General features: G+C 31.4%; 14 protein-coding genes. 10 read left to right on the top strand and 4 right to left on the bottom strand.

What is annotated here, in order from left to right; translation table 11 throughout:
• On the bottom strand, positions 1 to 308 hold a 308-nt coding region (locus tag ACTTBL_RS05790), incomplete at its 3' end, for a cytochrome b (protein WP_440643995.1).
• Between ACTTBL_RS05790 and ACTTBL_RS05795 the strand changes: the two genes are divergently transcribed.
• Positions 303 to 770 carry a cytochrome c gene (locus tag ACTTBL_RS05795; protein ID WP_440643996.1) on the top strand — a complete coding sequence of 156 codons (468 nt, stop codon included), beginning with the start codon at positions 303 to 305 and terminating at the stop codon, positions 768 to 770. The two genes, ACTTBL_RS05790 and ACTTBL_RS05795, sit on opposite strands and share 6 nt — an antisense overlap.
• Positions 771 to 783: 13 nt before the next feature.
• Positions 784 to 1,311, top strand: a complete 528-nt coding sequence (locus tag ACTTBL_RS05800; protein WP_440643997.1) for a hypothetical protein — start codon at positions 784 to 786, stop codon at positions 1,309 to 1,311.
• Between the two features lie 290 nt (positions 1,312 to 1,601).
• On the opposite strand, the gene ACTTBL_RS05805 is transcribed toward ACTTBL_RS05800, so the two are convergent.
• Genes ACTTBL_RS05805 through ACTTBL_RS05815 form a run of 3 tightly spaced genes read right to left on the bottom strand, consistent with a single transcriptional unit; the run spans position 1,602 to position 4,858 of the window.
• Positions 1,602 to 2,459, bottom strand: a complete 858-nt coding sequence (locus tag ACTTBL_RS05805) for an NAD(P)-dependent oxidoreductase (RefSeq protein WP_440643998.1) — start codon at positions 2,457 to 2,459, stop codon at positions 1,602 to 1,604.
• A gap of 14 nt (positions 2,460 to 2,473) precedes the next feature.
• The gene (locus ACTTBL_RS05810; RefSeq protein ID WP_440643999.1) at positions 2,474 to 3,340 is read right to left on the bottom strand and encodes a DMT family transporter; all 867 of its coding nucleotides are present in this window, start codon (positions 3,338 to 3,340) and stop codon (positions 2,474 to 2,476) included.
• 12 nt (positions 3,341 to 3,352) lie between these two features.
• A complete protein-coding gene (locus ACTTBL_RS05815) occupies positions 3,353 to 4,858 on the bottom strand; it encodes a UxaA family hydrolase (protein WP_440644000.1) in 1,506 nt (501 codons plus the stop codon).
• Between the two features lie 46 nt (positions 4,859 to 4,904).
• Between ACTTBL_RS05815 and ACTTBL_RS05820 the strand changes: the two genes are divergently transcribed.
• The 8 genes from ACTTBL_RS05820 to ACTTBL_RS05855 all read left to right on the top strand — a co-directional run bounded on the left by ACTTBL_RS05820 (position 4,905) and on the right by ACTTBL_RS05855 (position 13,215).
• Positions 4,905 to 6,689: an IlvD/Edd family dehydratase gene (locus ACTTBL_RS05820; protein ID WP_440644001.1), complete on the top strand. Its 1,785-nt coding sequence runs from the start codon at positions 4,905 to 4,907 to the stop codon at positions 6,687 to 6,689.
• 1 nt (position 6,690) lies between these two features.
• Positions 6,691 to 7,659, top strand: a complete 969-nt coding sequence (locus ACTTBL_RS05825) for a 2-hydroxyacid dehydrogenase (protein ID WP_440644002.1) — start codon at positions 6,691 to 6,693, stop codon at positions 7,657 to 7,659.
• A 124-nt stretch (positions 7,660 to 7,783) separates the two neighbouring features.
• Positions 7,784 to 8,800 (top strand): TRAP transporter substrate-binding protein DctP, encoded by a 1,017-nt coding sequence (dctP, locus tag ACTTBL_RS05830; RefSeq protein ID WP_440644003.1) that lies wholly within the window; start codon positions 7,784 to 7,786, stop codon positions 8,798 to 8,800.
• A 57-nt stretch (positions 8,801 to 8,857) separates the two neighbouring features.
• Entirely contained in the window at positions 8,858 to 9,427 is a 570-nt protein-coding gene (locus ACTTBL_RS05835; protein ID WP_440644004.1) for a TRAP transporter small permease subunit, read from the top strand.
• Position 9,428: 1 nt separating this feature from the next.
• Complete coding sequence (locus ACTTBL_RS05840; protein WP_023854093.1) at positions 9,429 to 10,745, top strand: TRAP transporter large permease; 1,317 nt, start codon at positions 9,429 to 9,431, stop codon at positions 10,743 to 10,745.
• Complete coding sequence (locus ACTTBL_RS05845; protein ID WP_440644005.1) at positions 10,742 to 11,611, top strand: NAD(P)-dependent oxidoreductase; 870 nt, start codon at positions 10,742 to 10,744, stop codon at positions 11,609 to 11,611. Before ACTTBL_RS05840 ends, ACTTBL_RS05845 begins: the two co-directional genes overlap by 4 nt.
• Positions 11,608 to 12,351: an SDR family oxidoreductase gene (locus ACTTBL_RS05850; RefSeq protein ID WP_145595831.1), complete on the top strand. Its 744-nt coding sequence runs from the start codon at positions 11,608 to 11,610 to the stop codon at positions 12,349 to 12,351. Before ACTTBL_RS05845 ends, ACTTBL_RS05850 begins: the two co-directional genes overlap by 4 nt.
• Positions 12,352 to 12,372: 21 nt before the next feature.
• Complete coding sequence (locus tag ACTTBL_RS05855) at positions 12,373 to 13,215, top strand: fumarylacetoacetate hydrolase family protein (RefSeq protein ID WP_440644006.1); 843 nt, start codon at positions 12,373 to 12,375, stop codon at positions 13,213 to 13,215.
• The last annotated feature ends 2 nt before the right edge of the window (positions 13,216 to 13,217 follow it).

Genomic DNA, 13,217 nt, shown 5'->3' on the forward strand with positions numbered 1-13,217 from the left:
ATTGATAAAATTGCTAAATATAAAAGTATATGATTCATTTTGGCTAAAAATACTTGACCTTTAAAAATACTAGGATTTAATTTTGGAGTAGGATTAAGTATTTTATTAACAAGTCTTAAGATAACAACATAGAATATTGATAAACCTATGATTACATGAATATTTTCAATATTTATTCTTTGCTCTCCAAAATCTAAGTCAACCAAATAAAAACCTAAAGGAATTTGAACTAAAAGCAAAATAGCACTAAGCCAATGTAGCACCTTTGAAATTAAACCATACTCTGTTAAGTTATTGGTTAAATGCATATTTTATTAAACCACATTAACAAATTTATTAAAATTGTTTTATTATCAATTTTAAGCGTATTTTTCGTCTCATCTAGTAATGCTGAATTATCAGTTGAAGAAATTATTAAAAGTCGACAAGCATTGTTTAGTAAAAATTATAGTACAGCTAAAAGGGTACAAGCACTTTCTTCAAAAGGAGATTTTGAAAAAGCAAAAAAACTTATGATAGAAATGAGTGAAAATTATAAAGTTTTGATAGATCTATTTCCTGAAAATACACAAGAGGGTTTTGATACTGAAGCTTTACTTACAATTTGGGATGAAAAAGATGATTTCAATGCATTAATGCAAAAAGCCTCTGATGATATGACAAAACTTGTATCAGTAATCGAAGATGCAGATGATATTCGAGGTACATTAACTAAATTTATGTGGAGTAATTGTAAGGCTTGTCATAGTAGGTACAGAGAAGAGCATTAGTAACTAAGAAAGAATGATATCTCAAAAAGTTAAAGATCATATCGAAGAGTATATTAGCCAAGAAGTTTATGTTCAAATAGCAATAATTAAGGGCAAAGAAAAAATTTCAACAGAATCCGCTATAGATAAGTATTTTAACACTAACCATTTTAGAGATTTTTCAGAAGGTAAACCATATTTTCATTTCATTGACGGATTAAGAGATAAATGTCTTGGAAAACTTAAGAATTCTCCTATGAGAGACAAGGAAACTGAGGATGAGACTATAAAATTATTACAAAAAAAATTAAAAAATTTAACTGATGATGAGCTTGAAGACACATATTGGGAAATAGAAACTGGAGAATTTTTTTCAGGAGAACAAATAAAAGAACTTGAAAAAAATTGTAGTGAATTAATTAAAGAGCTTAATCTATTAAATAAAAATAAAAAAGAAGTTCAAAAAACCATCATGAGTTTTTGTGAAAACTACGAAAAGTTGTGTCAAAAAAAATACCCAGAAGCTCCACTTCCTCTAGAAATTTTAAAATCTGTAAATTAAGTTTTTTAAAGGGTTCGCTCTTTAAGTGTATACCTAAAGAGCTCCCTTGTATCGCCTCTTTGGCATTTAAATCCGAGAGGATTTATTATATTTGTTAAGTTTTTTGATATTTAAAATTGTTCAGCTAAGTATCAGGTGGTGAAAGTATTAACATAAACCTCCTTCTACAAAAAAGGTAATTATATTTAATACAATTTCAATTAATTTATTTTAATTTTGAGTAAATATATTTATTGAATACAACCTAGTGCTTTAGTAAATTCCCGGTAACTTAAATAACTTCTTAAAAATTATTTTTTATTTATCAATTCACTAATAAAATTTTCACCATAACCATCATCAACAGCTTTTTGAAAATAATTTTTATTTACTTCAGCAACTTTTTCAGCTTCAGGAAAATCTTTTAATAAATCTTGAATATAAGTTAAATCTTTTACTGAATTACTTGCGGTGAATTTAAAACCAGTAAAATCTCCTTTTAACAGATTATCAAAAACTCGGTTTAAAGCTGCAGAGTTTCCTGAACCAAGTTTTGCAACATCAAATACTTTTTTTAAATCTAAACCCATTTCTGTAGCACTTTTAGCCAAATGATTAACTAATGCAGCATTTCCAAGAGATAAAAAATTATTTAAAAGCTTAGATTTTGCTCCCATTCCAACAGTCCCAAAATGAAAATATTCTTTACAGAAAAAATTAAAGTATGGTTCAGCAATTTTAAAATTTTCATCTGACGCTCCAACAATTCCTCCCAATATACCTTCCTCTGCTTGAACAGGTCCTCCCATTACAGGACACTCAACATAATTTATTTTTTTTGCATTAAATATTGCTTCTGTTTCCATTGAGCCAGTTTTGTTATGAGTAGTAATATCAATTATTAAAGTTTTGTTATCTAAAACATTAGAAATTTTTTCTGATATTGATTTTGCTATGGGAGTGTTAGTAACACACATGAACATCGCATCTAAATTTTTATTAGAAAATTCTTCAAAAGATTTTACTTCTTCAGCTCCTTGGCTAATAATTTTATCAATTGGTTTTCTATTTTTATTAGCAATGACAAAAAGCTTATTTTTATGTTTTAAAATATTTTTAGCTATTCCATAGCCCATATATCCAACACCAATAAAACCTATATTTTTCATTTAATCCTCACTATTTAACTTTTCTTTTTACCTTCTGTTCTTATGAACATAATACCAAAAACAATAATTCCTATCACTCCAACAATTTTATTATAATCAAACGGTACACCAAAAATTAAGAAATTAATAATTGTAGACCAAACTAATTGTGAGTATTGAAAATTAGTTACAAATGACAAATTAGAAAGTTGAATCGCATAAATAATCAAAGAATGACTTACGAAACCTGCCACACCAAGAATTATTAAATAAAGCCAAAAGATATTCTTCTCTAATGGTACCCAGTTAAAAAATATAAAAAAACTAAAAATTATTGCTCCTAATATAGAAGTATAAAAAATAGCAGCAAATGGATCATTATCACCTGATACAACTTTAGTAAAAAATTGGTAAAGAGCCCAACAAATTGGAGGCACAATTGGGAATATTAAATCTAAACTAAATATTTTCATACTTGGACCTAAAGAATAAACAATTGAACCAAAACTTAGCAGCATTAAAAGTATACCCTTTGTACTTAATATATCTTTTAGAAAGTACGCTGAAAGTAGTGAAACGATTAAAGGAGCTGTAAAGAAAACAACATAAATATCTACCAAGTCAAATTTCTGTAAAGAATAAAACATAAATGAGGTGGCAGTGACCATTAATATTGATCTAATTATTTGGACTTTAAAATTTTTTTTTAAATTTACTTTTGGCTTAAAAATTAAAAAAAATATAATTAAAGATACTAGGTGAAAAAAAAATCTACCCCAAATTGCTTGAGTAACCGGCATTACTGTTCCAAGATACTTTGCTGTAGAGTCCATACAAACAAACATAAAAAATCCACCAGCGGCTAATAAAATTACGTTAATTAAGGATGTTTGTTGAGGCACAGGAAAAATAAATTACATTACAACGCCAACTTGCCAAGGATTAAACTCCTCGTCACCGTAGCCGTTGATTTCACTTTTTGATTTATTCCCTGAGGCAGTATTTACAACTAATTCAAATATTTTTTGACCAACTTCTTCAACTTTTTCTTTTCCTTCAGCAATTGTCCCACAATTAATATCCATATCTTCTGACATTCTTTCAAACATCGCTGAGTTTGTTGAAAGTTTTAAACTTGGAACTGGTTTGCAACCAAAACAAGATCCACGTCCTGTTGTAAAACAAATAACATTAGCACCTGATGCCACTTGACCAGTCACAGATACAGGATCATAACCAGGAGAATCCATAAAATTAAAACCTTTATTTTTTAAAGGTTCAGCATAGTGCAATACATCTTGAAGGATTGAGTTTCCTCCTTTTGCAACAGCGCCTAAGGATTTTTCTAATATGGTTGTTAGACCACCCTTTTTATTTCCTGGTGCAGGATTGTTGTCCATCGAACTGTTATTGATTGAAGTATAATGTTTCCACCATTCAATTCTTTTAATAAGTTTATCAGCAGTCTCTTGTGAGCTTGCTCTATTAATTAATAAATGTTCGGCTCCATAAATCTCTGGAGTTTCGGATAAAATTGAACTTCCACCTTTTTTAACTAAGAGATCTGCTGCAACACCTAGTGCAGGATTTGCAGTTATTCCTGAATATCCATCTGAACCACCACACTGAAGAGCTAAAGTTAAATGACTTACTGGTTGTGAAGCTCTTTGAACATTATTAGCTTCTGAAAGCAAATTTTTAATTTGAGACAATACCTTCTCTACTATTTTTTTAGTTCCACCTTCATCTTGGATTGTTAGAAAATGAATTCGGTTATGTTTCTTTAAAGACTCATCAAACAAACTGACTTGAGCACATTCGCATCCTAAACCTATAACAAATACATGAGAAAAATTGGGATGATTTTTAAATCCATCTATAGTTCTTTGAAAAATTTGCATTCCTTCACTTTCAGTATTCATTCCACATCCTGTTGAGTGAGTTATTGGAACTATGCCGTCAATGTTTGGATAATCTTTTAAAATGTCAGAATATTTAATCTTCTCAACTATCATTTTAGTGACAGTAGCTGAGCAATTTACAGTACTTACAATTCCAATGTAATTTCTGGTAGCAACTTGTCCATTATCTCTTAAAATTCCATTAAAGAAGGTGTCTGCTTTTTCATCAATAACATGTTTTTTATCTGTAACTTTAAAATCTCTTTTAAATTCTCTAAATTCTAAATTATGAGAATGAACATGTTGTCCTGGTTCAATATCATTTAAAGCAAATCCAATAATTTGATCATATTTTATGATTGGATCGCCTTTTTTAATAGTTTTTAAACAAACTTTGTGTCCAAAAGGGATTGGATCAATAGTGCTGATCTCATGACCTTCAATTTTAGTTTTTTCAGGAATAATAAATTGGCTAACGCCCACATTGTCATTCTTGTTTAAAACTATTAGATTATTCATAAATTTATTATATAACCAATAACTTAAACAAACCATTATTTAAATTATGCCAAAAAAAAGAAAAAAGAGTTTACGAAGTCAACAGTGGTTCAATAATCCAAAAAACCCTGACATGACGGCCTTATATCTCGAAAGGTATTTAAATTATGGTCTTACAAGAAAAGAATTACAATCTGGTAATCCAATTATAGGAATAGCACAATCTGGCAGCGATCTATCTCCATGCAATAGACATTTCATGTCTTTGAGTAAAAGAATAAAAGATGGAATTAGAAGAGCAGGTGGTATACCAATGGAATTTCCTACTCACCCAATTCAAGAAACAGGAAAAAGACCAACAGCTATGTTGGATAGAAATCTTTCTTACTTGTCACTAGTTGAAGTTTTATATGGATACCCAATTGATGGAGTAATACTAACAACAGGATGTGATAAAACTACTCCGGCAGCTTTAATGGCAGCTGCTACAGTAAACATTCCTGCAATAGTTTTATCAGGCGGTCCAATGTTAGATGGAGTTTATAAAGGAAAATTAGCTGGTTCAGGAATGGTAGTTTGGGAAGCAAGAAAAATGTTAGCTAAAGGAGAAATTAAATACGAAGAATTTATGGATATGGTTGCATCTTCTGCACCGAGTGCCGGACATTGTAATACAATGGGAACAGCTTCTTCAATGAACTCTGTTGCTGAAGCATTAGGAATGTCTTTACCAGGGGGTGCAGTTATTCCAGCTCCTTATAGGGAAAGAGAACAAATTTCTTACGAAACAGGAAAAAGAATCGTTGGAATGGTTCATGAAGATTTAACCCCATCAAAAATTATGACACGTAAAGCTTTTGAAAATGCAGTCGTTGTTGCAAGTGCAATTGGCGGATCTAGTAATTGTACAGCTCATCTAAGTGCTATTGCAAAACATATGGGAATTAAATTTGATCTTTCTGATTGGCAAAAACTCGGGCACAATATTCCTTTATTGGTAAATTGCCAACCTGCAGGTGAATACTTAATGGAAAGTTTTCACAGAGCTGGAGCAATACCTGCAGTAATGAAAGAATTAATTAAAAATAAAAAAATTCATACAAAAATAAAGACAGTTACAGGAAAAACTGTAGGAGAGAATTTAAGAAAGAAAGTTGATGTAGACAACAAAGTAATTAAAACCTTTAAGAATGCATTGACTGAAAAAGCTGGTTTTTTAGTTATGAAAAGCAACTTTTTCTCATCTGCTATCATGAAAACATCTGTAATCAGTAAAGAATTTAGAGATCAATATTTATCAAATCCTAAACACCCAAATGTTTTTGAATGTAAAGCTATAGTTTTTGAAGGTCCTGAGGATTATCATAAAAGACTTAATGATAAAAAATTAAAAATAGATGAAAACTCTCTATTAATTATTAGAGGCTGTGGACCTGTTGGTTATCCTGGATCAGCTGAAGTAGTTAACATGCAACCACCAGATAGATTATTAAAAAAAGGAATAAGACATCTACCAACTTTGGGTGATGGAAGACAAAGTGGAACATCAGAAAGTCCATCAATCTTACATGTTTCACCAGAGTCTGCAGTAGGTGGAGATCTTGGAATTGTTAAAACTTATGACAAAATAAAAATAGACTTAAATAAAAGAAGAGTTGATTTATTGATTTCTCAAGCAGAATTTAAAAAACGAAGAAAAAATAAAAAAGTATTTAAACCAAATAATCAAACTCCTTGGCAGGAAATATTTAGAAATACTGTTGGTCAATTGGATGATGGTGCATGTATTAATTCTCGAGGCAAATATTTAGACGTATCACATACGAAAGGTTTACCTAGAGATTCTCACTAATATGAAGCCAAAAATATTAGTTTCTAGAAAAATATCAGATTTAGCAGAGGAAAAACTTCAAAAAGATTTTGAAGTAACTCTGAATCCAAAAGATGAACCTATTCCAGAAAGTGAATTAATTAAAATTGTTAATGATTATGATGGAATGATATCAACAGGTTTTGACAAAATCGGAGAAAATTTTTTTAATAATTTAAATGGTAAATTAAAAATTATAGCTCAAGTTGGAGTTGGTTACGATAATATTTCAATTAAATCTGCTGAAGAAAAAAAAATTAAAGTAACAAATACTCCCAATGTATTAAATGAGGCAGTAGCTGAAACTACAATCCTTTTGATTTTAGCTGCATCTAGAAGAATTGGTGAAGCTTATAATTTAGTCAGAGCAGACAATTGGAAAAATCAAAAACCAGATTTAACTAAATTTATGATTGGAAATTCTGTTACAGGCAAAACTTTAGGTATCATTGGCATGGGTCGTATCGGAAGAATGGCTGCAAAATGTGCTAAAGCTTTTGGTATGAAGATAATTTATTACAATAGAAATAAACTATCTGATGATCTAGAAGATGGAGCTAAATATTTTTCTGATATTAAAACTATGCTACCAGAGTGTGACTTTGTAAGTATACATACACCAGCAACAGCTGAAACCAAACATATTCTTAACTCTTCAACAATAAGCTTGTTACCAAAACATGCGGTAGTTATAAATACATCAAGAGGATCAACCATTGATGATGATGCTTTGATAGATGCATTAGAAAAGAAAAAAATTTATGCAGCAGGTTTAGATGTGTTCAACAACGAACCAAATTTAGATAAAAGATATTTAAAACTAGACAACTGTTTTGTTTTACCGCACATTGGGAGCGCAACACATGAAACCAGACTAGCTATGAGCATGATGGCTGTCGATAATATCTACTATTTTTTCAATAATAAACCACTTATTTCAGAAGTAGTTTAGAACAACTATAAGTTGTCTGTTCAATGAATATATATAATTTCTATATATAAAAGTTAAACGAAATTATTGATCTCAAAAATCTTTTATGATTAACTTTCGAAAAAACATAAACGAGAGGAAGATAATGTTTAAACTTATATCTAAAACTATAGCAGCTGTAGCTATTGTTTCAGTTGCTTTATTCGGCTCTGCAAATGCAAAGACTTTAAAGATTGAAACACACTTTACAGCTAGTTCACCAAATGGTGAAGTTGCTGCTCAATTCGCTAAAAACGTAGAGAAGTTTTCTGGCGGAAGCTTAAAAGTAGAAATGTTCTACTCATCATCAGTAACAGGTAAATCTGCTGAGGTGTTTAACTCTGCACAAACTGGAATTATCGATTGTGATATGACTGGTGCTGGTTACCAAACTGGTAAAAATGCAGCGTTCCAATTCGCAGGTGATGTAATGGGTGGATACGATAACCCATACCAACAATATGAATTCTTGAATTTCCCAGGAGCTCAAGAAGCTGTTGATGCACTTTATAACAAATATGGAATGACATTAATTGGTTGGTGGATACCAGGACATGAGTCTTTAATATCTAGCAGACCAATCCCAGATGTTGCTTCATTGAAAGACTTCAAATTTAGATCACCTCCAGGAATGGAAAGTATGATCTTTACAGCATTAGGTGCTAAGCCAATCGTAATGGACTTTGGTGAAGTTCCAACTGCTTTACAAACTGGTCTAATCGATGGTGCTGACTATTCATCTTTAGCTACTAACTATGCTGGTGGACACTATGAGCAAAATAAATATGCTACATACCCAGGTTTCCACTCTATGCCAGCTGACCACTTAGCTTGTAATACGAAAGTATGGAAGAAGTTAAAGAAACATGAGCAAGGTGCTATGTTAGCTGCAATAGAAATTGCTGGAAGAACTATCACTAGCTTAGTTGAGAGAAAAAACGCTGAAGCTGTTAAAGCTTTAAATGAAATGGGTGTTACTCTTCACGACTGGTCTAGAGAAGATAGACTTAAATTCAGACAAGCTGCTCTAGCTGCTTGGGAAGAATGGAAGACTAAATCTCCAGAAGCTGCGGCACTTATTGAGATACACAAAGCTTATATGAAAGCTAACGGTATCATGTAATAAAAAAAATCTTTAAGGGCCTGCAAAGGCCCTTCGATTTATTTAAATTTTTACTCAATGATCGATAAAGAATTACAAGAACAAAATGAAAAAGTCGCGAGTAAAGATGATTTTCCAATAAATTGGATAGATAGAGTTTCTTTATTTCTAAGTCACACAATTAAATATCTAATTCCTGTAATTGTAGTTGTGATGATGTATGAAATTTTTATGAGATATGTATTGTTTAAACCAACTTTGTGGGCAAATGAATTATGTTTGTGGCTAGCGGGTGTTTGTTATTTAGTTGGTGGAATATATGCAACAAGATTAAGAAGCCATATTAGAATAGTATTATTGTATGATTGGGTTAGTAGACCCACGCAAAGAATTTTTGATCTAATTAGCACTTTAATTATTGTTCTTTTCGCAGCAGCTGTAATTTATGGGGGTATGGAAGATGCATACAGATCATTTATAAATTGGGAGAGATTTGCAACATATTGGGATCCACCAATTCCTGCTACTATGAAGCCATTAACACTTTTATGCGTATTTCTTATTGCTGTTCAATCTGTAAATAATTTAATTATTGATTGGAGAAATCCAAAAGAAAAACAATACGATCCATCTAAAGAATTAAAATAATATGGATATAGGATCACTTTCGATAATACTAATAGTAGGGTTATTGTTACTTATATCTATTGGTGTTCCTATGGGTTTTGCATCTGGTTTTATGGGTGCAGTACTAGTATTTTTATACATAGGAGAACACGCATTAGGAATATTACTTTCTAGGTATTATTCATTAGTTGTTACTTATTCATTTTTGTCAGTACCTTTATTCATCTTTATGGCCTCCTTGCTCGAACGTTCTAACATCGCAAGAGATCTTTATGACGCTTTAAATGCTTGGTTAAGAAAAACTAGAGGTGGTGTAGGAGTCGTTACTGCCATCATGGCAACAATTATGGCAGCGATGAGTGGAATTATTGGTGGAGAAATAGTTTTATTAGGTTTGATTGCTTTACCTCAAATGTTGAGATTAAAATATGATCAGGACATGTCGATTGGTATCATCTGTGCGTCTGGATCTTTAGGAACAATGATACCACCTTCAATTGTTTTAATTATTTATGGATTAACAACAGAAACTTCTATTACTATGTTGTTTCAAGAAGCTATAGTTCCTGGTTTAATGATTTCAGGTTTAATCATTACATACATTTTAATTAGAACGAGATTGCAACCGCATTTAGCACCTTTAAGTGATGAGCCTGCTTTAACTTTAAAAGAAAAAATGTCATACCTTCCTGGTCTTTTGCCACCGATTGGTATTGTAATAATTGTGCTAGGTTCAATTTATTCTGGAATGACAGGAATTACAGAAGCAGCTGGTATGGGAGTGGTTGCTACATTAATTATAATTTTTGCAAGAAAAGAACTTACGTGGTTTTTATTTAAAGATGCATTAACAAGAACTTTCAAAGCATCAGGTACTATTTTAACTATTACTTTTGGTGCTACAGTTTTAGCAGGTGCTTACTCTCTTGCTGGAGGTCCTAAATATGTAGCAGAAACTATTTTGGCTTATGATTTAAAACCAATGTATTTGATCTTCATGATGCAGATTATGTTTTTAATTATGGGAGCATTTATGGATTGGGTTGGAATTGTATTGTTAGCAATGCCTGTGTTTTTACCAATAGTTATTGCTCTAGGATTTGATCCAATTTGGTTTGGAATATTATTTTGTGTAAACATGCAAGTTTCATTTTTAAGCCCACCATTTGGACCCGCCGCTTTTTATTTAAAATCTGTTGCCCCTCCACACATTTCATTAACAGATATATTTAGAGGTTTTGCTCCATTTATAGTAATTCAATTAATTGTGTTAGCATGTGTTATGTTCTTCCCAGAAGCGATGACGCAAAACTTCCACGAATTTAAACCAAAACCATGATGAAAATTGGTTTTATTGGAACAGGCCTTATGGGTCTTCCAATGGCTAAAAATTTATTAAAATCTGGTTTTAAATTAAAAGCATTTAATCGTTCAATTAGTAAGGCAGAACCTTTGAAGGAATTTGGGGCTGAAATATCAAAAACTTTAGGTGAAGTTGTTAAAGATAATGACTTTATTATTACAATGTTAACAGATGATAGCGCTGTTGATGCAATAATGAATAATTCAGATTTATTAGACAATTTAAAATCTGGATCAACTGTTATTGATATGAGTTCGGTTAAACCAACAACTGCAACAAAATATGGAAATAGTCTAAAATCAAAAAATGTAAATTATTTAGATGCACCGGTTTCTGGAGGTACAATTGGAGCTGAGGAAGCTTCATTAGCTATAATGGTTGGTGGAGAGCAAAGTGTTTTTGATAACTCAATAAATATTTTAAAAACAATGGGAAATCCAACTTTGGTAGGTCCTATTGGTAGTGGACAAGTTTCAAAGTTAGCAAATCAAATTGTAGTAGGAGTTACAATAGGAGCGGTTGCGGAGGCAATAACTTTATGTGAAAAAGCTGGAGCTGACCCAGTAAAATTAATTAAAGCTCTTGCCGGAGGTTGGGCAGATAGTAAAATTTTACAAACTCATGGAAAAAGAATGATAGATAAAGATTTTACCCCAAAAGGTAAAACATCTACTCATTTAAAAGACATGAATAACATTTTGGAGTGTGCAAATTCATATAATACACATTTACCTATTTCAAATTTAGTGAAAGAAATGTATAAAACCCTGGTCGATAATGGTCATGGAAATACTGATCATAGTTCACTTTATAATGAAATCGAAAGGATGAATAAAAAATGAGTGGAAGATTAGAAGGTAAAAAAATTCTCGTAACAGCAGCAGGCCAAGGGATTGGAAAAGCAACAGCAATAGCTTTTCACAAAGAAGGTGCTCATGTAACTGCTACTGATTTAAATGATAAAACTTTAGCTGATTTAAATAAAGAATATCCTGAGATTAAAGTACAAAAGCTAGACTCAACAGACAACAATGCAATTTTAGAATTTACTAAAACTTTAGATAGAGTTGATGTTTTATTTAATGCCGTTGGATTTGTTCATCATGGAACAATATTGGAATGTGATGAAAAAGATTGGGATTTTTCTTCTAATGTAAATGTTAAGTCGATGTACTTTATGTGCAAAGCTATTTTACCTTTAATGATCAAACAAAATGGTGGAAGTATTATTAATATATCTTCATGTGCATCTAGCTTTAAAGGTTTTCCAAATAGATTTGTTTACGGAACAACAAAGGGTGCGGTGATTGGTTTAACAAAGGCGATTGCAGCAGATTTCGTTAAACAAAATATTAGATGTAATTCAATTGCGCCAGGCACAGTTTATTCACCTTCTTGGCAAGATAGGGTAAATCAAAGCCCAGATCCTGTTCAAGCAAAAAAAGATTTTATAGCAAGACAACCTATGGGAAGATTAGGTACAGCAGAAGAAATAGCAGCTGTGGCTGTTTATTTAGCTAGCGATGATGCAACATTTACAACAGGAAGTACAATTCATGTTGATGGTGGAATTTCAATATAATTAAATAACAAAAGGATAAATATGAAATTATTAAGAGTAGGAAATAAAGGAAACGAAAAACCAGCTGTTTTAGACAAAGATGGTAAAATTAGAGATATTAGTTCTCATATTAAAGATTTAAATCCTGATCATTTAAATTTTGAAACTATTTCTAAATTACAAAGTGCTGATTTATCTTCTTTACCAGAATTATCTGCAAGTGATCGAATAGGATCTTGTATTACTAAGCCAGGTAAATTTGTTGCAATTGGATTAAATTATTCTGATCACGCAGCCGAAACAGGTGCAGAGGTTCCATCTGAACCAATTACTTTTATGAAGGCTACAAGTTCAATTAATGGACCAAACGATGATATCGAAATAGTTTCAGGATCAAAAAAACTTGATTGGGAAGTTGAATTAGGAATTGTTATAGGAAAAGAAACAAAGCATATTTCTGAAAGCCAAGCTCAAGATCATATTTTAGGTTATTGTTTAGTAAATGATATTAGTGAAAGAGAATGGCAAATTGAAAAAATGGGTCAATGGGTTAAAGGAAAATCTCATGATACTTATGGACCAATTGGGCCTTACTTAGTTACAAAAGATGAAATAGCAGATGTTAACAATTTAAAAATGAGTTTAGATGTTAATGGTACAAGAATGCAAACAGGTAACACAAGCACAATGATATTCAATGTTGATGTAATTGTATCTTATTTAAGTAAATTTATGTCTCTTCAAGCTGGTGATATAATTACAACAGGAACACCTCCAGGTGTTGGAATGGGAATGAAGCCTCAACAATTCTTAAAAGCCGGTGATACAATGAAATTATCAATAGAAAACCTAGGAGAGCAAAACTCGAAGGTAGTTGCTTTATAATT

Origin of the sequence: Candidatus Pelagibacter sp. HIMB123 (assembly GCF_052048195.1) — a bacterium.
In the GTDB taxonomy this organism is placed as follows: Bacteria; Pseudomonadota; Alphaproteobacteria; order Pelagibacterales; family Pelagibacteraceae; genus Pelagibacter.

Excerpts from the sequence above, each read along its gene's own strand:
- ACTTBL_RS05795 (WP_440643996.1), top strand. The coding sequence starts at position 303 with ATGCATATTTTATTAAACCACATTAACAAATTTATTAAAATTGTTTTA.
- ACTTBL_RS05800 (WP_440643997.1), top strand. The coding sequence starts at position 784 with ATGATATCTCAAAAAGTTAAAGATCATATCGAAGAGTATATTAGCCAA.
- ACTTBL_RS05805 (WP_440643998.1), bottom strand. The coding sequence starts at position 2,459 with ATGAAAAATATAGGTTTTATTGGTGTTGGATATATGGGCTATGGAATA.
- ACTTBL_RS05815 (WP_440644000.1), bottom strand. The coding sequence starts at position 4,858 with ATGAATAATCTAATAGTTTTAAACAAGAATGACAATGTGGGCGTTAGC.
- ACTTBL_RS05820 (WP_440644001.1), top strand. The coding sequence starts at position 4,905 with ATGCCAAAAAAAAGAAAAAAGAGTTTACGAAGTCAACAGTGGTTCAAT.
- ACTTBL_RS05825 (WP_440644002.1), top strand. The coding sequence starts at position 6,691 with ATGAAGCCAAAAATATTAGTTTCTAGAAAAATATCAGATTTAGCAGAG.
- dctP (WP_440644003.1), top strand. The coding sequence starts at position 7,784 with ATGTTTAAACTTATATCTAAAACTATAGCAGCTGTAGCTATTGTTTCA.
- ACTTBL_RS05835 (WP_440644004.1), top strand. The coding sequence starts at position 8,858 with ATGATCGATAAAGAATTACAAGAACAAAATGAAAAAGTCGCGAGTAAA.
- ACTTBL_RS05840 (WP_023854093.1), top strand. The coding sequence starts at position 9,429 with ATGGATATAGGATCACTTTCGATAATACTAATAGTAGGGTTATTGTTA.
- ACTTBL_RS05845 (WP_440644005.1), top strand. The coding sequence starts at position 10,742 with ATGATGAAAATTGGTTTTATTGGAACAGGCCTTATGGGTCTTCCAATG.
- ACTTBL_RS05850 (WP_145595831.1), top strand. The coding sequence starts at position 11,608 with ATGAGTGGAAGATTAGAAGGTAAAAAAATTCTCGTAACAGCAGCAGGC.
- ACTTBL_RS05855 (WP_440644006.1), top strand. The coding sequence starts at position 12,373 with ATGAAATTATTAAGAGTAGGAAATAAAGGAAACGAAAAACCAGCTGTT.